15 protein-coding genes, 2 tRNA genes and 1 other annotated feature are annotated in these 22087 nt (G+C 36.2%); of the genes, 13 read left to right on the top strand and 4 right to left on the bottom strand.

Features of this window, described 5'->3' with window-relative positions; genetic code table 11:
• Positions 1 to 9: 9 nt before the first annotated feature.
• The 11 genes from gyrB to DFR57_RS14495 all read left to right on the top strand — a co-directional run bounded on the left by gyrB (position 10) and on the right by DFR57_RS14495 (position 13957).
• Complete coding sequence (gene gyrB / locus DFR57_RS14445; protein ID WP_114353948.1) at positions 10 to 1935, top strand: DNA topoisomerase (ATP-hydrolyzing) subunit B; 1926 nt, start codon at positions 10 to 12, stop codon at positions 1933 to 1935.
• Between the two features lie 95 nt (positions 1936 to 2030).
• Positions 2031 to 4598 carry a DNA gyrase subunit A gene (gyrA, locus tag DFR57_RS14450; RefSeq protein WP_114353926.1) on the top strand — a complete coding sequence of 856 codons (2568 nt, stop codon included), beginning with the start codon at positions 2031 to 2033 and terminating at the stop codon, positions 4596 to 4598.
• A 138-nt stretch (positions 4599 to 4736) separates the two neighbouring features.
• Entirely contained in the window at positions 4737 to 5825 is a 1089-nt protein-coding gene (locus DFR57_RS14455; RefSeq protein WP_245937483.1) for an HD-GYP domain-containing protein, read from the top strand.
• 442 nt (positions 5826 to 6267) lie between these two features.
• On the top strand, positions 6268 to 7740 hold the full coding sequence (gene guaB / locus DFR57_RS14460) for an IMP dehydrogenase (protein WP_114353928.1): 1473 nt from the start codon (positions 6268 to 6270) through the stop codon (positions 7738 to 7740).
• A 226-nt stretch (positions 7741 to 7966) separates the two neighbouring features.
• Positions 7967 to 9304 carry a D-alanyl-D-alanine carboxypeptidase family protein gene (locus tag DFR57_RS14465; protein ID WP_114353929.1) on the top strand — a complete coding sequence of 446 codons (1338 nt, stop codon included), beginning with the start codon at positions 7967 to 7969 and terminating at the stop codon, positions 9302 to 9304.
• Positions 9305 to 9424: 120 nt separating this feature from the next.
• Positions 9425 to 10309, top strand: coding sequence for a pyridoxal 5'-phosphate synthase lyase subunit PdxS (gene pdxS, locus DFR57_RS14470; protein WP_114353930.1), 885 nt, complete (start codon positions 9425 to 9427; stop codon positions 10307 to 10309).
• Positions 10310 to 10325: 16 nt separating this feature from the next.
• Entirely contained in the window at positions 10326 to 10913 is a 588-nt protein-coding gene (pdxT, locus tag DFR57_RS14475) for a pyridoxal 5'-phosphate synthase glutaminase subunit PdxT (protein WP_114353931.1), read from the top strand.
• Positions 10914 to 11129, top strand: a binding site (T-box leader).
• Between the two features lie 111 nt (positions 11130 to 11240).
• Positions 11241 to 12515: a serine--tRNA ligase gene (serS, locus tag DFR57_RS14480; protein WP_114353932.1), complete on the top strand. Its 1275-nt coding sequence runs from the start codon at positions 11241 to 11243 to the stop codon at positions 12513 to 12515.
• A 200-nt stretch (positions 12516 to 12715) separates the two neighbouring features.
• Positions 12716 to 12808, top strand: a tRNA-Ser gene (locus DFR57_RS14485).
• A 162-nt stretch (positions 12809 to 12970) separates the two neighbouring features.
• Positions 12971 to 13792: a pyrroline-5-carboxylate reductase gene (proC, locus tag DFR57_RS14490; protein ID WP_114353933.1), complete on the top strand. Its 822-nt coding sequence runs from the start codon at positions 12971 to 12973 to the stop codon at positions 13790 to 13792.
• Between the two features lie 92 nt (positions 13793 to 13884).
• Positions 13885 to 13957: transfer RNA gene (locus DFR57_RS14495), tRNA-Arg, on the top strand.
• 193 nt (positions 13958 to 14150) lie between these two features.
• On the opposite strand, the gene DFR57_RS14500 is transcribed toward DFR57_RS14495, so the two are convergent.
• The 3 genes from DFR57_RS14500 to DFR57_RS14510 are packed head-to-tail and all read right to left on the bottom strand — an operon-like array spanning position 14151 to position 18004.
• The gene (locus DFR57_RS14500; RefSeq protein ID WP_114353934.1) at positions 14151 to 15395 is read right to left on the bottom strand and encodes a Ger(x)C family spore germination protein; all 1245 of its coding nucleotides are present in this window, start codon (positions 15393 to 15395) and stop codon (positions 14151 to 14153) included.
• A complete protein-coding gene (locus DFR57_RS14505; protein ID WP_114353935.1) occupies positions 15392 to 16480 on the bottom strand; it encodes a GerAB/ArcD/ProY family transporter in 1089 nt (362 codons plus the stop codon). The genes DFR57_RS14500 and DFR57_RS14505 overlap by 4 nt, the downstream gene beginning before the upstream one ends.
• Before the next feature lie 21 nt (positions 16481 to 16501).
• Positions 16502 to 18004, bottom strand: coding sequence for a spore germination protein (locus tag DFR57_RS14510; RefSeq protein WP_245937484.1), 1503 nt, complete (start codon positions 18002 to 18004; stop codon positions 16502 to 16504).
• A gap of 251 nt (positions 18005 to 18255) precedes the next feature.
• Here DFR57_RS14510 and acsA point away from each other — a divergent pair, with 251 nt between their 5' ends.
• A complete protein-coding gene (gene acsA, locus DFR57_RS14515) occupies positions 18256 to 19971 on the top strand; it encodes an acetate--CoA ligase (RefSeq protein WP_114353936.1) in 1716 nt (571 codons plus the stop codon).
• A 193-nt stretch (positions 19972 to 20164) separates the two neighbouring features.
• On the opposite strand, the gene hmpA is transcribed toward acsA, so the two are convergent.
• A complete protein-coding gene (gene hmpA / locus DFR57_RS14520; protein ID WP_114353937.1) occupies positions 20165 to 21397 on the bottom strand; it encodes an NO-inducible flavohemoprotein in 1233 nt (410 codons plus the stop codon).
• Positions 21398 to 21605: 208 nt separating this feature from the next.
• Here hmpA and DFR57_RS14525 point away from each other — a divergent pair, with 208 nt between their 5' ends.
• Complete coding sequence (locus DFR57_RS14525; protein ID WP_114353938.1) at positions 21606 to 22049, top strand: RrF2 family transcriptional regulator; 444 nt, start codon at positions 21606 to 21608, stop codon at positions 22047 to 22049.
• Positions 22050 to 22087 lie beyond the last annotated feature (38 nt).

Raw genomic sequence — 22087 nt, forward strand, 5'->3', positions numbered from 1 at the left:
GTGAATCAAATGGCGATGGAAAATAATAATGTTCAAAATCAAGCATATGATGCTGATCAGATTCAAGTATTAGAAGGGCTAGAAGCTGTTAGAAAAAGACCTGGAATGTATATTGGTTCTACAAATGAAAGAGGTCTGCATCATCTTGTATGGGAAATAGTAGATAACAGTATTGATGAAGCTTTAGCTGGTCACTGTGATCACATTGAAGTATTTATCGAAGAAGATAATAGTATCGTTGTTGTGGATAATGGAAGAGGTATACCAACAGGAACCCATGAAAAATCAGGGAGACCAGCAGTTGAAGTTATTATGACTGTTTTACACGCCGGGGGTAAATTTGGCGGTGGCGGTTATAAAGTATCCGGTGGTCTGCATGGTGTAGGGGCATCTGTTGTTAATGCGTTATCTTCTGAATTAGAAGTATATGTGCATAGAGATGGACTTTTACATTACTTAGGCTTTAGCCGTGGTATACCACAGGAAGATTTAAAGGTAATCGGTGAAACGGATATTACTGGAACGAAAACAAGATTTAAGCCAGACCATGAAATTTTCACTGAAACATTAGAATTTAATTATGATACGTTGGCTTATCGTTTGCGTGAGCTTGCCTTTTTAAATAAGGGTCTTGCTATCTCCATTCAAGATAAGCGTACAGATAAAGAAGCGGAAACCTTTTTATATGAAGGTGGTATTCGTTCTTACGTTGAACATATTAACCGTTCAAAAGAAGTGCTACATGAGCCGTTTTATGCTGAAAAGGAAGATCAAGGAATCACGGTTGAAGTTGCCATTCAATATAATGACGGCTTTGCAAGTAATATTTATTCCTTTGCAAATAACATTAATACCCATGAAGGTGGAACGCACGAATCTGGTTTTAAAACAGGTTTAACACGTGTAATTAATGATTATGCGAGAAAGAATAATTTATTTAGGGAGAACGATCCAAACCTTACGGGTGATGATGTCCGGGAAGGTTTAACTGCTATTATTTCGATTAAACACCCAGATCCTCAATTTGAGGGTCAAACGAAAACCAAATTAGGAAATAGTGAAGCACGAACCATTACTGACTCGTCCTTTAGCGAAATGTTTTCTAAATTTTTATTTGAAAATCCGGATACTGGAAAAATTATTGTGGAAAAAGGTTTAATGGCTTCTCGTGCGCGACTTGCTGCGAAAAAAGCACGTGAACTTACCCGTAGAAAAGGTGCACTTGAAATTTCGAACCTTCCAGGTAAATTAGCGGATTGTTCTTCCCGTAATGCTGCGATTAGCGAGCTTTACGTTGTTGAGGGTGACTCTGCTGGTGGATCTGCTAAACAAGGAAGAGACAGGCATTTCCAAGCTATTTTACCTTTACGAGGAAAAATTATTAACGTTGAGAAGGCACGTTTAGATAAAATTTTATCCAATAATGAAATCCGAATGATTATAACAGCGCTTGGAACTGGTATTGGTGAAGATTTTGATATCGAAAAAGCAAGGTATCACAAAGTCATTATCATGACGGATGCGGACGTCGATGGTGCTCACATTCGAACGTTGTTACTTACCTTCTTGTATCGTTATATGCGTCCATTAATCGATTATGGCTATATTTACATTGCTCAACCACCTCTTTATCAGGTAAAACAAGGAAAAGCTATCCATTATACCTACAATGATAAAGAATTAGATATATTATTAAATGAATTACCTAAACAACCTAAGCCTGCTCTTCAGCGTTATAAGGGTCTTGGGGAAATGAATGCCACCCAGCTTTGGGAAACAACGATGGATCCAGATTCTCGTACATTGCTTCAAGTAACCCTTGAGGATGCCATGGAAGCAGATCAAGTTTTTGATATGCTAATGGGAGATAAAGTGGAGCCAAGACGTAATTTTATTCAAGATAATGCAGTGTATGTGAAAAATTTAGATATTTAAGAATAGATGAAACAGGTAATTGTCTTTGACGGTTGCAACCATATAGGGTATTGATGCGCTTTTCAATGCTCTTTATGAATAGGAGGTTATGAATTATGGTGGATAATCAACGTCCACAGGTACAAGAAATAAATATCGGTCAAGAAATGCGTACATCTTTTCTTGATTATGCGATGAGTGTAATCGTAGCAAGGGCTTTACCAGATGTTAGAGATGGTTTAAAGCCTGTGCATCGTCGTATATTATATGCAATGAATGACCAAGGCATGCATTCAGATAAAGCCTATAAAAAATCTGCACGTATTGTTGGGGATGTTATTGGTAAGTATCACCCACACGGTGATTCTGCAGTTTATGAAGCAATGGTAAGAATGGCACAAGATTTCAGTTTCCGTTATATGCTCGTTGACGGTCACGGTAACTTTGGTTCTGTGGATGGTGACCCACCTGCAGCGATGCGTTATACCGAAGCTAGAATGGCTAAAATTGCGATGGAAATGCTTCGAGATATTAATAAAGATACGATTGATTACCAGGATAACTATGATGGTTCGGAAAGAGAACCGGTCGTATTACCTTCTCGTTTTCCAAATTTATTAGTAAATGGTGCGTCAGGGATTGCGGTTGGTATGGCTACAAATGTACCACCCCATCATTTAGGTGAAACCATTGATGCCATTTTAGCAGTTAGTAAGAATGAAGATATCACGATTGATGAATTAATGGAAAATCATATTAGTGGTCCAGATTTTCCAACAGCTGGTCAAATTTTAGGTAGAAGCGGAATTCGTAAAGCTTTTGAAACAGGTAAAGGAACCATTACAATTCGTGCTAAATCTAGAATTGAAGAGCATGCAAATGGAAAATCAACCATTATCGTAAATGAATTACCATACCAGGTGAATAAGGCAAAATTAATTGAAAAAATAGCTGATTTAGCTAGAGACAAGAAATTAGAAGGTATTACGGATTTAAGAGATGAATCAGATCGTAATGGAATGCGTATTGTTATTGAGTTAAGAAGAGATGCAAATCCAAATGTGGTGCTCAATAATCTTTACAAACAAACCTCCTTACAAACTTCTTTCGGGATAAATATGCTAGCTCTTGTTGATGGACAACCTAAAGTTCTCAACTTAAAGCAATGCCTAGAATATTACTTAGAACACCAAAAAGTAGTCATTAAAAGAAGAACAGCTTTTGAACTTCGTAAAGCTGAAGCCCGTGCACATATATTAGAAGGTCTACGCATTGCACTCGATCATATCGATGCTATCATTAGCTTAATTCGTGGATCCAATACAGCAGAAATTGCTCGTAATGGTTTAATCGAGCAATTCAATTTATCTGAAAAACAAGCGCAGGCGATATTAGATATGCGTTTGCAGCGTTTAACAGGACTTGAACGGGAAAAAATTGAAGAAGAATATAATGAACTGTTAAAGCAAATCAACGAATTAAAAGAAATTCTAGCAAATGAAGAAAGAGTACTCGAAATTATCCGTGAGGAATTACTAGAAATTAAAGAACGCTTTAATGACCAAAGAAGAACAGAAATTGTAAGTGGAGGCATTGGATTTTTTGAGGATGAGGATCTAATACCTGAGGAAAACATCGTTATCACACTTACACATCAAGGCTATATTAAACGCCTACCAGCTTCTACTTATCGCGCACAACGTAGAGGTGGACGTGGTATACAGGGCATGGGTACAAACGAAGATGATTTCATCGAACATCTTGTTTCATGCTCCACACACGATACCGTTTTATTTTTCTCAAATAAAGGTAAAGTGTATAAATCAAAAGGATATGAAGTACCTGAATTCAGTAGAACAGCAAAGGGTATCCCAATTATTAATATGTTAGAAGTGGAAAAAGATGAATGGATCAATGCTGTGATTACCGTTTCAGAGTTTAAAGAAGATGCTTATCTTTTCTTTACAACCAAAAAAGGTATCTCAAAGCGCACCACCCTTTCACAGTTTGCTAATATTAGAAAAGGTGGACTGATTGCAGTAGGTTTACGTGAGGATGATGAGTTAATTGCCGTACGTCTAACTGATGGTACCCAACACATCATGATCGGAACGGAAAATGGCTATGTCACCCGCTTTGAAGAAACACAAATTCGTTCGATGGGTCGAACGGCTGCAGGGGTAAAAGGTATTTCTCTAAGAGGCGACGATGAAGTTGTTTCGATGGAAATTGTCGACGATGATCTTTACGTCTTAAATGTAACAGAAAATGGTTACGGAAAACGTACGCCAGCAACGGAATATAGAATCACTAAACGTGGTGGTAAAGGTATCTTTACATGTAACCGAACGGATAAAACAGGAAAAGTGGTTGCTGTTAAAACCGTCACCGGTGAAGAAGATATCATGATTATGACTATCACTGGTGTATTAATTCGTATGCAGGTAGATGGAATATCGATCACTGGTAGAAATACGCAAGGGGTACGCTTAATTCGTCTACAAGAAGAAGAAAAAGTGGCCACTGTTGCCAAAATTGAACCAGAGGATATAGAAATGGAAGAAGAAATAGAAGAAGGTGCCGAAGTTTCAGAAAATCAAGAAACTGACGAAGCACAAGAATCATCAGATATATCAGCAACAGAAGAAGAACCTGAAGCACCAGAAAATGACGAAGAAAAGTAAATAGTTGTTTCCGATTGATGAATGGATTGTATGATAAAATGGCCTAGATTGATTAACGGAATAATTCTTTGGGATTGTTTCGATCAATCTAGGTCGTCTTAAAATAGTAGGAATTTTAATTTCATCCATGGAGGTGGAATGAATATGCTTGTTCATCCAGAACAGCTTATATCAGGCTGTAGATTAATAAAAGAAGTTCAGGGGAAAACCCAGTATCCACTTGTTCCATCTAACACCATTGTGGATGAAACTCAAATTGAAGTGCTAAAGTTTTTTTTAGTAGAAAAAGTGGAGGTTTCCGATTTTCTAGTAGATGGAAGAAAGTTTAAACCTAAGGCTTATGTAGAAAAAGAAGTAGAAAAGAAAAAAGAAGAGCCTATTGCTCTCCTCTCTTTTGAAGAAAGCTATCAGAAGGCAGTCGAGGATTATAAACTATTATTTGCAAGCTGGCAAAATGGTTCAACGATTAAAATGAACGATGTAAGGAAAGTAATCGTTCCATTAATCGAAATGTTAGAAGAAAAGCCGTTGGATTTATTTTTGTTACAAAAACTATCTACCAAAGAAGATTATTTTTATCATCACGGAGTAGCAGTAGGGTTAATATCCGCTGCACTAGCTAAAAAATTAAACTTTAAAAAAGAGTGGATTCAAATTGGATTAGCAGGGTTGTTAGCTGATTGTGGCATGTCTAAAATGAGTCCTGCTATATTTTATAAAAAAGAAAGATTAACCAGTAAAGAGTTAGAAGAAGTAAAACAGCATCCAACCATTTCCTACCGAATGATTGAAAAGGTGCCATCGTTAGCAAAAGAAATTAAGTTAGCTGTTTTACAGCACCATGAGCGTTTAGACGGTACAGGTTATCCATTAGGGGTAGACCAAGAAAAAATTCATCTTTTTTCAAAAATTTTAGCGATAAGTGATACGTATCATGCGATGACATCAGAAAGAGCGTATCAGCATAAAAAAGCACCTTTTAAAGTAATGGAAGAAATGATGCATTTAAAGTATTCCAAATATGATCATCATTTGTTACAGATGTTTATTGAAACGCTAGCAAATTATACGACAGGTACAAAGGTGAAATTATCTACTGGCGAAGAAGCGGAGATTGTTTTTTTAGAAATAGATCAGCCTACGCGTCCAATTGTAAAGCTTTTAAGAAACGATGAGATTATCGCTTTGAAAACGAAGCAAAATATTTATATTGAATCTGTTATTTAATAGTATAACTTTCTATTCTAAGGCTGCTGTGTTTTAGTTTAGAAAGTTTTTTTATTGGAAAGCTATAAGGGTAGGAAAGTAATAGGAAGCAAATTGAAAAAATTATAAATAGAAATCTTTTATAACATGTAAACTCTTTCATTATTGATATGCTTGTCTTTTATCTTTCGATTCCTTTGAAAGCTTGAAAAAAAGGTTGAAAATAGGGGAAACATATCGTATTGTAAATAACAATAGTTAGAAAAATCCCCATTTCCATGTAGCTTTCAATACGTTAAAAAATGGAAAACAAAAAACTTACTCCATATGTAAAATTCTTATAAATTCCGAAAATAATATTTTGTTTTTGAATCAAAAAATTGGAATAAAGGTAATGGAACGAGAAAGGGAATGAAGTGGATTTTATAGCGCAAAGAAAATTAAATTACGAGGAGGTTCGACCATGCGAGAAGACAAATTTGCAAAAGAAGGTTTAACGTTTGATGATGTATTATTAGTACCAGCGGAATCAGAAGTCTTGCCACGTGATGTATCTGTAAAAACCAAGCTATCTGAAAATATTTCTTTAAATATTCCACTTATCAGTTCTGGAATGGATACGGTAACAGAGGCAGCAATGGCGATTTCAATGGCGAGACAAGGTGGAATAGGAGTAATTCACAAAAACATGTCGATAGAAGAACAAGCGGAGCATGTCGATCGTGTAAAGCGTTCTGAGAGCGGCGTTATTACCAACCCTTTTTATTTACTTCCAGATCATCAAGTATTTGATGCGGAGCATTTAATGGGTAAATTTCGAATTTCTGGCGTGCCTATCGTAAACAGTGAAGAGGAGCAACAATTAGTTGGGATTTTAACCAATAGAGATCTTCGTTTTATTGAGGATTATTCGATTAAAATTTCTGATGTGATGACAAGTAAAAATTTAGTAACAGCTCCAGTTGGTACGACATTAGCAGAAGCAAGTAAAATTTTACAAAAATATAAAATTGAAAAGCTTCCACTTGTTGATGACAATAATGTTTTAAAGGGACTTATTACCATTAAAGATATAGAAAAGGTAATTGAGTTTCCTCATTCTGCGAAAGATAAGCAGGGTAGATTGTTAGTTGGTGCAGCTGTAGGTGTCTCTGGTGATTCCTTAACTCGAATTGAAAAACTAGTAGAAGCTGGTGTTGATATGCTCGTTATAGATACAGCACATGGCCATTCTAAAGGGGTTATCGATCAAGTTAAAATCATTCGTCAGGCTTATCCTACGATTGATGTGGTAGCTGGTAATGTGGCTACTGCTGAAGCGACTCGAGCATTAATTGAAGCGGGTGCAAATATTATCAAGGTTGGAATTGGTCCAGGATCTATTTGTACAACAAGAGTAGTAGCAGGAGTGGGTGTTCCACAAATTACTGCGGTTTATGATTGTGCAGAGGAAGCGCAAAAATCAGGCATTCCAGTTATAGCCGATGGTGGTATTAAATATTCCGGAGATATTGCCAAAGCAATGGCAGCAGGAGCAAGTGCCGTTATGTTAGGTAGTCTTTTTGCTGGGGTAACAGAAAGCCCTGGTGAAACAGAAATCTTCCAGGGTAGACGATATAAAGTATACCGTGGTATGGGCTCTGTTGCATCGATGAAGCAAGGGTCAAAAGATCGTTATTTCCAAGAGGAAGAAGAATCGAAAAAATTAGTACCAGAGGGAATTGAGGGACGCGTTGCTTATAAGGGTCCTTTAGCTGACACCATTCATCAATTATTAGGTGGTTTAAAGTCAGGTATGGGCTACTGTGGTGCAAAGGATTTAGTAGCTATGCGCGAAGATGCACGCTTTATTCGTATGACAGGTGCTGGACTTCGTGAAAGTCATCCACATGACGTACAGATCACAAAAGAATCTCCCAATTACTCAGTATCTTAAGTGAAAAGTAAACAATAGAAAGTGATGTATCAGTGAGACAATTCTTGCTGGTACATACTTTTTTTATAGCAAGTTTATATATGCAATTATCTCAGATTTACCACATAGTTGAAGCTAGAAATAGATAATATGACTCAACTTGATATACGTAGAAAGTACGTTTCGCTTTTATGGTTGTTATGATAAAATAGCTGAGGTGTAGATTAAATTGTTGGAGGTATAAGTAGTGAAGGTTAGAACACAAAAAATAGGTTTATTCGTATTAATAACGATGGTGATGCTCTCGATTTTTAATGTATCGACTACTTCTGTACAAGCAGCAGAAAATTTCGATGTGGAAGCGGAGTCAGCTATTATCGTCGATGCAAAAACAGGGAAAATTTTATTTGAGAAACAATCAGACTTAAAATTACCTCCAGCTAGTATGACCAAAATGATGACAGAATACTTGGTATTAGAAGCAATTGATGAAGGTCAAATCAGCTGGGATGAGACAACAACCATTGGAGATTATCCATATAGTATATCTGCTAATGTTACTTTTTCTGGTATAGGTTTAACACAAAATAAAGAATATACGGTACGTGAATTATATGAAGGAATGGCGATTATATCAGATAATGCTACCACCATTGCGTTAGCTGAAATGGTAGCTGGAACAGAAGCTGAATTTGTAAAAATGATGAATGAGAAAGCCGAAGAAATGGAATTGCCAGAATATCAATTTGTTAATTCTACAGGGTTAACAAATACTGATTTAGGTGAAAACTATCCAGAGGGAACGGATCCAGATGCAGATAATTTACTTTCTGCTAGATCTGCAGCTCTACTTGCTTATCACTTAATAAATGATTATCCAGAAGCTTTAGAGTATTCAAGCTCACTAACTTCTTCATTAGATGGCTATCCACTTGAGAACTTAAACTGGATGTTACCTTGGGATGGTAATAATTTTGAACAGTTTGGTTATGAGGGAATAGATGGATTAAAAACTGGTTACACAAAAGAAGCAGGCTATTGTTTTACGGGAACAGCACAACAAAATGATCGTCGTTTAATCACAGTAGTTATGAAGACCTCAGGAAAAGAAGTTCGTTTTGAAGAAACCAAAAAGTTAATGGAGTATGGATTTGATCAATTTAATCAACAAGAGCTTTATCCAAATGAATATCAAATTGAAGGACAAGAAGCTTTACCGGTAGCAAAGGGTAAAGAGGAAGAAGTGGAAATTAAATCAAATGCTGCAATAAGTGCAATGATAAGAAACGGCGAAGAAGAAATGTATGATGTTAGTTATGAAATTAACGAAGAGAAATTAAATGAAGATGGTGAACTCGTAGCTCCAATTGAAGAAGGAGAAGTCATCGGAAAAATGGTATTATATTATAGTGGTGACATTGACTACGGTTATATCATGCAGAATGAACAATCACAAAGTGTCGATCTAGTTAGTGCAAATGCGGTTGAAAAGTCAAACTGGTTCATGCTAACACTTGGTGCGATTGGTGATTTCTTTGGAAATGTGTTTACAACCGTTGTCGATACCGTTAAAGGCTGGTTCTAAAGTTTTAGGAAATCCAAGCTAAGTACTTGGCATTTATTGGAGATTATTATACAATAAAGGGTAGTCTAAAATAGCACTTATATTTAAAAAGATTAGGGCAATTATAGGAGGAAAAGAGATATGTCTAAAACAGGTACAGATCGTGTAAAACGTGGAATGGCTGAAATGCAAAAAGGTGGCGTCATTATGGACGTTATTAATGCAGAACAAGCAAAGATTGCTGAAGAAGCTGGTGCAGTAGCTGTCATGGCTTTAGAACGTGTACCATCTGATATTCGTGCAGCTGGTGGAGTAGCTCGTATGGCTGATCCAACAATTGTCGAAGAAGTAATGGGTGCTGTTTCTATTCCGGTAATGGCTAAAGCGCGTATTGGTCATATTGTAGAAGCTCGTCTATTAGAATCAATGGGTGTAGATTATATTGATGAAAGTGAAGTACTTACTCCAGCGGATGAAGTATATCATTTAGATAAAAAAGATTACACCGTACCATTTGTATGTGGTTGTCGTAATATAGGAGAAGCTACTCGCCGTATTGGTGAAGGTGCTTCGATGCTTCGTACAAAAGGTGAACCTGGAACTGGAAACATCGTAGAAGCGGTTCGTCATATGAGAGAAGTCCAAGGTCAGGTTCGTCAATTAGTAAACATGAATCATGATGAGATTATGACTTTTGCAAAAGATCATGGTGCACCATATGAAGTTTTATTAGAAATCAAAGAGAACGGTCGTTTACCAGTTGTTAACTTTGCTGCTGGTGGTATCGCAACTCCTGCTGATGCAGCTTTAATGATGCAGCTTGGTGCTGATGGTGTATTCGTTGGATCTGGTATTTTCAAATCAGATAATCCTGCAAAATTCGCACGTGCGATTGTAGAAGCTACTACCCACTACGAAGATTATGCGTTGATCGCAAAAGTATCCAAGGATCTTGGAACAGCGATGAAAGGAATTGAAATTAGTACGATTGCTCCTGAAGAACGTATGCAAGATCGCGGTTGGTAATAAAGGAGATAATAACATGGTGAAAATTGGAGTACTTGGTTTACAAGGTGCTGTCAGAGAACATATAAAATCCATTGAACACAGTGGTGCAGAAGGACTTGTAATCAAGAAAAAAGAACAATTAGAAGAAATAGATGGCTTAATTTTACCCGGTGGGGAAAGTACCACCATGCGCCGTTTAATTGATAAATATGATTTTTTTGAAGCGTTAAAAAGTTTCGGAAGCCAGGGAAAACCAATCTTTGGGACATGTGCAGGCTTAATTTTATTAGCAAATGAAATTATTGGGCAAGATCACGCACACCTTGGCTTAATAGATATGAAAGTAGAACGAAATGCCTTTGGGCGTCAGAAAGAATCGTTTGAAGCTCTTCTGCCAATTAAAGAAGTAGCAGAGGATTTCGAGGCAGTATTTATACGAGCACCCCATATTATTTCGGTTGGTGACAACGTAGAAGTGCTTTCCACTTATAAAGGTAGCATCGTTGCTGCCAAGCAAGATCATTATTTATGCTGTGCTTTTCATCCAGAGTTAACGGATGATCACCGTTTAACTAATTATTTTGTGAAAATGACCGAAGAAAGTGCCCTAACAGCTAAATAAGAAAAAGTGATGATAGGAAATAGTAACTTATCTCGTATTGATAGAGAGCTGATGGTTGGTGAAAATCAGTAATACGAATAAATGAATCCATCCTTGAATGATGTATCGAATAAAGTAAATACATCCGGCAGCCATGTCGTTATTAAAAATGAAGCTGGGAGACCGAATACGTGTCTTCAAACTGGGTGGTAACGCGGGTTAACTCTCGTCCCTAATATGATACAATATTAGGGACGAGAGTTTTTTTTATACAATATAATGCAGAAAAATTTTAATTGATGATGAGAATAAATGGAAGTACATGATAAATAAGAGGAGGAAGAAGATATGTTAGATATGAAGGATTTACGTAAAAATTTTCAAGAAATTAAAGACAAATTAAAGTTTCGTGGAGAAGACCTTGGAGATCTGGATCGTTTTGGTGACTTGGATATTAAGCGCAGGGAACTAATTAGTGAAACAGAGGAATTAAAGGCGAAGCGAAATGAAGTATCTAAAGAAATTTCTGTTTTGAAAAAAGAAAAGAAGGATGCCGATGATAGAATTAAAGAAATGCGAGATGTGGGCGATCGTATTAAAGAAATTGACGGCGAATTACGTCAGGCGGAAGAGGAATTAGAAACACTTTTACTTTCTATTCCAAATATTCCGCACGAAACGACACCTATTGGTGATTCTGAAGATGACAATGTGGAAGCTAAAAATTGGGGCAAGGTACCAAGCTTTGACTTTGAATTAAAAGCACATTGGGAGCTTGGAACAACGCTAGATATACTAGACTTTGAAAGAGCATCTAAAGTAGCAGGAAGTCGCTTTGTTTTCTATAAAGGATTAGGTGCTCGTTTAGAAAGAGCTTTAATTAATTTTATGATGGATTTACATGCAGATGAACATGGATATAAGGAAATGCTCCCACCATATATGGTGAATCGCACAAGTATGACAGGAACAGGTCAGCTTCCAAAATTTGAAGAAGATGCTTTTAAGATTGAAGGTTGGGAATACTTTTTAGTACCAACTGCAGAGGTGCCTGTCACCAATTATCATCGGGATGACATTTTAAAAGTAGAGGATCTGCCAACGAAATTTGTAGCATTTAGTGGAAGCTTTCGTTCTGAAGCAGGTTCTGCTGGTAGGGATACAAGAGGATTAATTCGTCAGCATCAGTTTAATAAGGTCGAAATGGTGCAATTTGTGAAACCAGAAGATTCTTATCAAGCTTTAGAAGAACTTACAGGTCATGCTGAGAAAGTATTGCAGCTTTTAGAATTACCATATCGTGTGATGTCTATGTGTACGGCTGATTTAGGTTTCACTGCGGCTAAAAAGTATGACATTGAAGTTTGGATGCCAAGCAATGATACGTACCGTGAGATTTCTTCTTGTTCTAATTTTGAAGCATTCCAAGCTCGACGTGCAGGAATTCGCTTTAGAAGAGAAGATAAAAGCAAACCAGAATTTGTTCACACATTAAATGGTTCTGGATTAGCCCTAGGAAGAACAGTAGCTGCCATTATGGAGAATTATCAGCAAGCAGATGGTACGATTGAAATCCCTAAAGTATTACAACCTTATATGGGTGGGAAGACGGTTATTAAATAAATTACTAGTTAAAGAATAAGATAATATTCGCAGGGTGCAGCACTCTTTTTAACCAGTAATTTTAATCTCTAAAATGAAATTCCAATCATCATTTGTGGTGGTTGGGATTTCTTAAAAATTAAGCAACCATTTAAAAAAATTAAGCATATAAGGTTGACTCTCTTTTTTAAAAATGTTATATTTATTTTTGTCGTCAGCACGGAGGAGTACCCAAGTCCGGCTGAAGGGAGCGGTCTTGAAAACCGCCAGGGGCTTCACGGCCCGCGGGGGTTCGAATCCCTCCTCCTCCGCCATATTTATGCACATAATTGGAGAATATATAGAACATTTAAAAAACTGTTATCTACTAGGTAACAGTTTTTTTCTTTATTAAATAAGAAAAGATCATTTCATGTGCGAAGTGTAAGATTGATCATTTATAATGATAATATTACTTTTAAAAGGATGTGCCCAAATTGAATAAGAAAATTGCATTTATCGGAGCAGGATCAATGGCAGAAGCTATTATTTCTGGCATGGTTGCAAAAAAAATAGTCCCTACTAACCAAATCATTGCTACCAACCATTCGAATAAGGAACGTTTAAGCTATTTAGAAGAGAAATATGACGTCCAGACAAGCCAAGATAGAAAAAGCACAGCAAGTGGTGCAGATGTCGTTATTTTAGCTATGAAACCAAAGGATATAAAGGTAGTTTTAGAGGAATTAGATGAAGCCTTTCATAAAGATACAATTGTGGTTTCTTTATTAGCAGGAATCTCTACTACTTTTATCGAAAAGAATCTTTCCCTCCCATTATCCGTTATTCGTGTGATGCCAAATACCTCAGCAATGATTGGGGAATCTGCCACAACGATTGCGAAGGGAAGTAAAGCGTCAAAAGAAGATGTAGTTACAGTAGTAACCTTAATGCAATCAGTGGGTACGACAAATTTGATTGAAGAAGAAAAGATGGATGCTTATACAGCCTTAGCTGGAAGTGCCCCTGCTTTTTATTATTATATGGTGGAGGCAATGGATCAATTTGCAAAAGACCAAAAACTAGATGAGGCTGTTTCGAAGCAACTAATGACCCAAACGATAAAAGGTGTCGCTGCTATGCTAGAAAATAGTGAGGATACGCCAGCTAATTTACGAAAAAAAATTACAAGCCCAGGTGGAACAACAGAAGCAGGCTTAAAGGTATTAGGAGAGAAAGACTTTCAAGAGGCGGTTGTTGCATGCTTAACACGAACACAGGAGAGATCCAAAGAATTACGTGAAGACTTTGAAAAATAAAGAACAAGGAGATATAGACTTAAAGACTCTATATCTCTTTTTCCTTTTCTAGAGCAAAAAAGTTTTGTATAATGAATCTTGTTGATAAATTTGGCCCTATAGCTCAGGGGATAGAGCGTTAGTTTCCTAAACTATGCGTCGCAGGTTCGAATCCTGCTAGGGCCGTTATTTTTGATTGATTTAACTCTTTGTCTAATACAAAATAATAACAATGATAGGCAATATGATTAAAAAGGGAATCAACATGATAACGCCAATTCCACCTAATTTATTTTCCTCTAGTATGGCATTCCTTGCAATCTTCACACAGTATCCAGTGATAAAAAGCATAAGCAAAATAAGGATTATCGAATACAAATTAATCCCTCACTTCTTCTAAACTTGTATCGTTTAACATTTTCCCAAATTCTAAATTTTGTAAATTATAACGCACCTTAATTTTGGCATTTGGATAAATTACTTTGTTCCAATCCGCCTTTTCGTATGCTTTAACATCCAAAAAATGTTTGCGAACAAAAAGAGACCAATAAAATGGATCTGTACCGTATTCTTTTTGTGATTTTTCAATAAGTTTATTTGTTTGCTCCTCTAATTCAGATATAATTTGGTTGATTAATCTTTTTTGATAATCTGGATTTTGAGAATAGTCAACTAAGCTTGGTATGGCAATTACTTCTGCTTTAAAATCAACGGTTACCTCTATTAGACTCGGTTTATCTTTATTATACGTGATAGAGATATTTGGATCCTTATCCTGAGAGTAACCAATAGACACTCTAAATTTTGGTTCAATAGGATCTTTAAAAGTTGTGATAAAATTTTCGATATCCATAGTAGGGTCTAATATATTCACCAACCTTGTTTCATGACCATTGAGGGTATCAATCATAATGCCTTCCTTAAATACGGCAGCTCCCATAAATTGAGTCGGTGAGCCCCCTAATTTTGGAATTTGTCCTGCTAAATATTCATCCTCATTGCCTTCTCCTTCTTCTGATGGAATAGCGCTGGCATAGGTGGAAAGAAATAGATCCGCATCTCCTTCAGTTATTTGAAAGAAACGATGTAACTCAGAATTAGGAGAAAGCCCAGATCTTGTAACTCGATTTAATATCGATAGGAAATATTTATGTGGTCTTGTTTCTGTAACTGGTTTGTTTAATTGAATAAACTCTCTTGCCTTTTCTTTTGAGACAATTAACTCAACACCACGACGAATTTGAGGTGTTCTTGCCGCTGCTTGTAACACACGCAAAAAGTTCTCATCACGTGCTAATTCCTCTGAAACAATAATCACCTTTGTGTGATCTAATGTAATTTTTTTTGACACAAATGCATTTGCTGTATAGGTTGCTGTTAGTACATCATTACCTGTAATGGTTACAATTTCAGATGGTGGTTCATTTGTGCCTCCTTGTGATGATGAAGAACCAACTTCAGGATTAGCAATCTGGTAGGTGAAATCGTATTTATCTTCTTCTTCAGCTTTATCTACACCAATTGCTACAACATAAGATTGCTGTTCGAGCTCTTGTCGGTCATTACAACCCGAGGGAAATACCATTATAAAAATACATATTAAAAATATGTTTTTTTTTCTCATGAGCGTAGTTCTCCTTTACTTAGAGCGACAATCCAAAGTAAAACAGGCAGTAGAATTAAGAAGGGTGACATAATCATAAATAGAGTTTCACGTAAAAATAATTCATTTGAGATAGAATTTAGCGGTAAGAGCCCAATCATGATACTCAAAAAGGAGAAGGGTAATAATAGTGGTTCAAATTTTTTTATTTCAAAAATTGCGCCAAAAATCATTGTAATTAAGTATAAAAAAATGATAAACCGCAAATAGGCGGCAAATAACCAAAAGACCATAAAGATTGTTTCAATATTGGTAAAAAACTCTCCAAATTGAATATATTGCGTGATGTCATGAAAAGGAAATGCTACTTTTTGAATCGAATTATAATCAAAGACAGTAGTATAGATGAAATAAAACAAAATAATTTCTAAAAAAGCAAAGATGGAACCTAAATACACACCATGGCGGAATTTTTTAGTTTCTTTTGTAGCGGTGTATGCAATTAGGATAATAAATATCTCTGAAAAGATGGAAGCTTTTTGAAGTCCTTCAAGCATTAATATATCTATTCCGGATCCAAAGATAGGGAATATTCTTTGGATAATAATTTTTCCGAATATTAACAAAAAAACTAAAGTAACAGAAAATTTAATTAAAGGAAATGCGATCCATGAAGTGTAACCAATCACTTCAATTCCCTTTTTAGCACCAAAAAAAGCTATACCTATAAAAATGAAAAAAATAACCTTTGTTGGAGATTCAGGGAAATATAAAATTTTTATTTGCTCAACATAATTTCTGCTATCAAGTGATAGGGATAAGAATACAAAAGTAAAAAAAAGCAGTCCTAGAGCCTTACCGAACCATTTTCCAAGTATTGCTTCCATTAACTCAATGAGATTTTTATCTTTATATTTTTTCAACAAATACATGATTAACAAAAAGGAAGGAAGCAAAATAAAAAATGAAAGGATAGGAACTAACCAAAAGCCATTTTGAGATTTTTGGGCTAATAAAGATGGTGTGCTATCTGCTAATTTCATCCCTAAAAATAATGAAAGAATTGCAACGATTTCTCTAGTTTTTAGTGAGCCATTATTAAGCATAATATCAACCACCTTTATTTTTTAATTTGAATCCTTCGGTCTTTTTGTCATATCCTGAGGTTTTATTTGGCCAGGTCTAAAAATTTGTTTTTTAATTGCTTTACGGAAAAAGGTATCGTTTGCTGATTTGAAATGTGGAGAAAGCGGGGCGAAAAAGGAGACCCCGAATGATTTGATAGAAGCCAAGTACATAAACCACAACAAAAATACACCAATTAAGGCAAGCATGCCAAACAATCCTGCAGCCAAAATGAATATAAACTTTGTTAATCGAACGGTGAAATTAATATTTATATCTGAAATAGCAAAGGAAGATAATCCAGATAGAGCAGCAATAATAACGATAATCGGACTAATAATATTTGCTTCAACCGCAGCCTGTCCTAAAATCAATGCCCCTACTATACCGATTGTTGGACCTAAGGGATTAGGTATTCGAATGCCCGCTTCACGAATTATCTCAAAGGCAATTTCCATGATTAACACCTCAAAAATTAATGGAAAGGGCACATATTCCCTTGAAGCAGTTATAGCCAGTAGTAAATCAGGTGGTATCATCTCACTATGGAAGTTAGATATCGCTACATATGTAGCAGAAATCATCGTCGTTAAATAAAAACACAATAACCGAATCATGCGACTGAAGTTTCCGTAAAGATAACGTAAATAATTATCTTCAGGGGAATGAAAAAAGGACCAAAACGTAACAGGTACTATTAGGCAAGCAGAAGAAGTATCCATTAAAATTACGATAAAACCATCCTCTAAATACGCGGTTGCTTTATCGGGTCGTTCCGTATAAAGGATAGTAGGTACAATGGAATATGGCCTCTCCTCTAAATATTGTTCTAATAATTCTACGTTTCGAATACTATCAACCGAAATATCCTCAATTCTCTTTTTCACATTATTTAAAATTTCTTCGTTTACTAAATCTTTTACATATAATAAATTGATTTCCGATTTTGACCGTACCCCTACTTGCATCCCCTCTGAAATTAACTGGCGGTCATGCATTTGTTTTCGGATCAAAGACAAATTGACATTCAAGGATTCCGTGAAAGCGTCTTGTGGCCCTTTAATCACACTTTCATTTTCAGCTTTTGTTATCACACGATGCTGAAAATCCGCAACGTCTAAGGAATAAACAGAACTGTCTCCATCAACAAATAGAACCGCTTTTCCACTGTTAATGTGTTTGATGATTTGTTTATAATCGTTTAATACTAATAAATTTTCAATGGTTATAATATTGCTTAAATCTCTTCCGTCTTCTTCAAGTAATGGTTTTAAAATAGTCTCGTTTATCTTATCGCCATTTACAATCGACGAATAATAGAAAATGGTAGCTTGTTTTTTATTAAAATGAATGACAAAAGATCGATAAGAAAAGTCTTTGTTCACTTTAAAGGAAAACAATTCCTTCATTTGCTCTATATTAATTTCTAATCGATTGGAAATAGAAGTAGGAATTGGCATATCGGTTTCTGAAGTTGATTTTTCCGCCTGGAAAAAGGGAGACATGTTATCACCTTCCTGCATTATACTTAACTGGTAGTATGAAGCGAAAAGCTCAATATTATGTTAAAAAGCGTAAAAATATTTTAAAAGTAAATTTTTGATAGCGGGTTGTAGGGAAAAGAATATAGAGAAAAAACTAACTGTTTTTTACAATTAAATGCTTTGATTTATTTTTTTAATTCGATACAATATAGCATAAGGGGTTAGTTCAAATTAAATGCAAGCGGTTACAAATATAAGATGAGGTGATAGGGATGGATATGAAACCAGTACCGGTAAGAGAAGGTAATTATAATGTGCAGGATGCTGAGGGGTTACGTCAGGGTTTTGATTGGGAAGATGTAAAAAAAGAGTTTAGCTGGTATAAAACCGGGAAAGTAAACATGGCTTATGAAGCGATTGATCGACATGCAGAAGATCCAGATAAAAAGGATAAAACAGCATTATTATACTCGGCACCAGATCGAGAAGAATCAGTTACGTTTGATCAATTACGAAAAAGAAGTAATCAATTTGCTAATATATTAAAAAAACAGGATATGAAAAAAGGAGATCGTATCTTTTTATTCATGCCTAGAAGCCCGGAATTCTATGCTAGTTTCTTTGGTATTTTAAAAATCGGCGCTATTGCTGGTCCTTTATTTGAAGCATTTATGGAGCAAGCGGTGCGTGACAGATTAGAGGATAGTGAGGCACGTATGCTTATCACTACACCGGAGCTTTTAGAAAGAGTACCAGTGGATCAACTACCTGACTTAGAAAAGATTGTTCTCGTCGGGGCAGAAAATGTAGATGTAGAAAATTATATTGATTTTGATAAAGAGATGGAAAAAGTTTCTGAGGATTTTGATATTGAATGGGTAGATTTAGAGGACGGTATGCTATTGCATTACACTTCTGGTTCTACTGGTAAACCAAAAGGTGTCTATCATGTTCACCATGCGATGATTCAGCATTATGCAACAGGGGAATGGGTCATTGATCTAAAAGAAGATGATATTTATTGGTGTACAGCCGATCCTGGATGGGTCACTGGCACAAGTTACGGTATATTCGCACCTTGGTTGCACGGAGTAACAAATGTGATCAGAGGTGGGCGTTTTACACCAGATGCGTGGTACGGAACTTTAGAAAAGTATAAGGTTACCATTTGGTATACGGCTCCAACGGCGTTACGTAAATTAGTAAGTGCCGGAAAAGATGTCGTAGATCAATACGATTTATCGAACCTAAGGCATGTGATGAGTGTGGGAGAGCCTTTGAATCCAGAGGTTATCACATGGGCGTTAGAAGTAATGGATTTAAGGATTCATGACACATGGTGGATGACAGAAACTGGTGCCATGTTAATCGTTAATCTTCCGTGTATGGATATTCGACCAGGTTCAATGGGTAAACCAATTCCAGGAGTAGTAGCTGCGATTGTAGATAACGAAGGAAATGAGCTAACACCGAACCAAATGGGTAATTTAGCTATTAAAGAAGGTTGGCCATCAATGATGCGCGCGATCTGGAACAATCCAGGTAAATTTGAAAGCTATTTTATTAACGGTTGGTATGTTTCAGGAGATAGCGCCTATATGGATGAAGATGGTTATTTCTGGTTCCAGGGCCGTTTGGATGATGTCATTAATACATCAGGCGAACGCGTTGGTCCGTTTGAAGTAGAAAGTAAATTAATTGAGCATCCAGCAGTAGCAGAAGCGGGTGTTATCGGTAAGCCTGATCCTGAAAGAGGAGAAATCATTAAAGCATTCATTACTCTAAATGATGGGCATGAAGCAAGTGAGGAATTACTAGAAGACATTCGTAAATTTGTAAAAAATGGACTCAGTGCACATGCTGCACCGCGTGAAATTGAGATAAAGGATACCATTCCTAAAACTAGAAGCGGTAAAATAATGCGTCGCTTGCTTAAATCTTGGGAGTTAGGATTACCAACAGGTGACACCTCAACCTTAGAAGAATAAACACACAAAAACCGGACCATGTGATTTGATGGCCCGGTTTTTTGATGCATTTTTGTGAAATACGAATAAAATTCTGTTTTTGCGAATATCCTTCAATTTTTTACGAATATATCAAATAATTGGCGAATATATCAAAAATTTGACGAATATAACGCATCAATAGACAGTCTTTCATTTAAATATTGGTTTAAGCTTATGCTTCTAAGTCACCTTGTGGTCCAAAGAATTCATAGTGGATGTTCTCAGGCTTTACATCCCAGTCTTTTAAAGCCTTATTTATGGCACGCATGAAGCCTTCAGGTCCACAGAAATAAAAGGATGCTTCATTTGATGGTAATACAGACTGAAGAAAGGCTAGATCAATAAATCCTTCTTTATCAAAGGCATTATTCTCTTGATCATCTGCATTTGGTTTTTCATACACGGTATAAGCAGCTACTTGAGAATGATTTTGCACAATATCGCTCACTGCTTTCTTAAGACCGTGTAATGTTCCGTCTTGTGCGGCATGAATATAATATACTTCTCTTTCTGGCTGTGCTTCTACAACTGTTTCAAGCATACTTGTTAACGGGGTTAAACCTACTCCACCACTAATTAACACGAGTGGATCTGTGGATTGATTTAAAACAAAATCACCAGCTGGTGCTGTAATCTGTATGCTATCGCCTTCATCTAAAGCAGTATGCAAGTAGGTAGAAACGTCACCTGCAGGTTGATCGTTTATCGGATCTTCTCTTTTAACACTAATACGATAGAAATCCTGATTTGGCTTTGTTGACAGGCTATATTGTCGTTGTGAAGTATACGTTTGGCCAGGGATATTAACTTTTACGGTGATGTACTGGCCCGCTTCAAAACTAGCTAGCTCACCGCCGTCTTTAGGCTTAAGATAAAAAGAAGTAATGACATCGCTCTCTTTTTCTTTTTTCACAATAGTGAAATCTCTGAATCCGTTCCATCCACCATTTTTATTAGCCGTTTCACGGTACATTTCTTCCTCGACCTGAATGAAAACATCAGCAATTACGCCATATGCTTTTCCCCAAGCCTCGATAATATCATCTGTTGCTGCATCTCCTAAAACATCCTTCATAGCAGTTAATAAGTTCTCGCCAACTATCGGATAATGCTCTGGCTTGATTTGAAGGCTACGGTGCTTATGTGCAACCTGTTTTACAACTGGTAAAATGTTTTCGAGCTGATCGATATTGGCAGCAGCTGCGTAAACGGCATTTGCTAGCGCTTGGGGTTGTTTGCCTTTACGTTGATTCGTTTGGTTGAAAATATTTTTAAGCTCAGGATGATTGATGAATAGTAATTGATAAAAGCGTGATGTAATAGCTGCACCGTGCTCCTCTAATACCGGTACAGTTGACTTAATAATGGAAATCGTTTCTTTATCAAGTAGTGATGAAGTTGTCAAAAAAATCCGCTCCTTTTGGATAACTAATTTTAAACATGTATTTTTTATACATGTTTAATTGTATAAAAAGTTTAGAAAGTAATTCAAGGTGATAAAGACGAAAGTTATGACAATTCCGTTAACATGGGAGATAATCTATCCTAATCATCGCTCTTTCTTACAATTTTCGATAGAATAGATATTAGCGAGAAGCTCTAGGGGGAATATCATGCGTCTAAAAAAATATACAGACTTTGCTTTGCGTGTTCTTATTTATGCAGGTTCAAAGGAAAATGGAGAAAAAACAAGTATTAAAGAAATTTCAGAAACGTTCTTTATCTCAACTGAACATATTCGAAAAGTAGTGCATCAACTAAGTAAGCATAATTATATAGAAACGGTAAGAGGAAGAAATGGTGGAATTGTACTTTCAAAGGCACCAGAATCTATTAATATAGGTGAAGTAGTTCGTGTGATGGAGAACGATTTTGTCATGGTAGAGTGCTTTGACGGTGATACGAACCTTTGTGTTATCACTCCATCTTGTAGCTTGAAGCACGTTTTAAATCGTGCACTCCATTCTTTTTTTAAAGTACTAGACGAATATACATTAGCTGATCTATTAACAAATCAACAAGAGCTTCAGTTTTTATTAAGTGGATCCCAAGAATGAAGAATGATCGATAAAAAAGCTTTCGCTAAGAAACAGGG

It is taken from the genome of Saliterribacillus persicus (assembly GCF_003337485.1).
Taxonomy (GTDB): Bacteria; Bacillota; Bacilli; order Bacillales; family Amphibacillaceae; genus Saliterribacillus; species Saliterribacillus persicus.

Coding starts and splice junctions, on each gene's coding strand:
- gyrB (WP_114353948.1), top strand. CDS start 10: ATGGCGATGGAAAATAATAATGTTCAAAATCAAGCATATGATGCTGAT.
- gyrA (WP_114353926.1), top strand. CDS start 2,031: ATGGTGGATAATCAACGTCCACAGGTACAAGAAATAAATATCGGTCAA.
- DFR57_RS14455 (WP_245937483.1), top strand. CDS start 4,737: ATGAATATGCTTGTTCATCCAGAACAGCTTATATCAGGCTGTAGATTA.
- guaB (WP_114353928.1), top strand. CDS start 6,268: ATGCGAGAAGACAAATTTGCAAAAGAAGGTTTAACGTTTGATGATGTA.
- pdxS (WP_114353930.1), top strand. CDS start 9,425: ATGTCTAAAACAGGTACAGATCGTGTAAAACGTGGAATGGCTGAAATG.
- pdxT (WP_114353931.1), top strand. CDS start 10,326: ATGGTGAAAATTGGAGTACTTGGTTTACAAGGTGCTGTCAGAGAACAT.
- serS (WP_114353932.1), top strand. CDS start 11,241: ATGTTAGATATGAAGGATTTACGTAAAAATTTTCAAGAAATTAAAGAC.
- DFR57_RS14500 (WP_114353934.1), bottom strand. CDS start 15,395: ATGAGAAAAAAAAACATATTTTTAATATGTATTTTTATAATGGTATTT.
- DFR57_RS14505 (WP_114353935.1), bottom strand. CDS start 16,480: ATGCTTAATAATGGCTCACTAAAAACTAGAGAAATCGTTGCAATTCTT.
- DFR57_RS14510 (WP_245937484.1), bottom strand. CDS start 18,004: ATGTCTCCCTTTTTCCAGGCGGAAAAATCAACTTCAGAAACCGATATG.
- acsA (WP_114353936.1), top strand. CDS start 18,256: ATGGATATGAAACCAGTACCGGTAAGAGAAGGTAATTATAATGTGCAG.
- DFR57_RS14525 (WP_114353938.1), top strand. CDS start 21,606: ATGCGTCTAAAAAAATATACAGACTTTGCTTTGCGTGTTCTTATTTAT.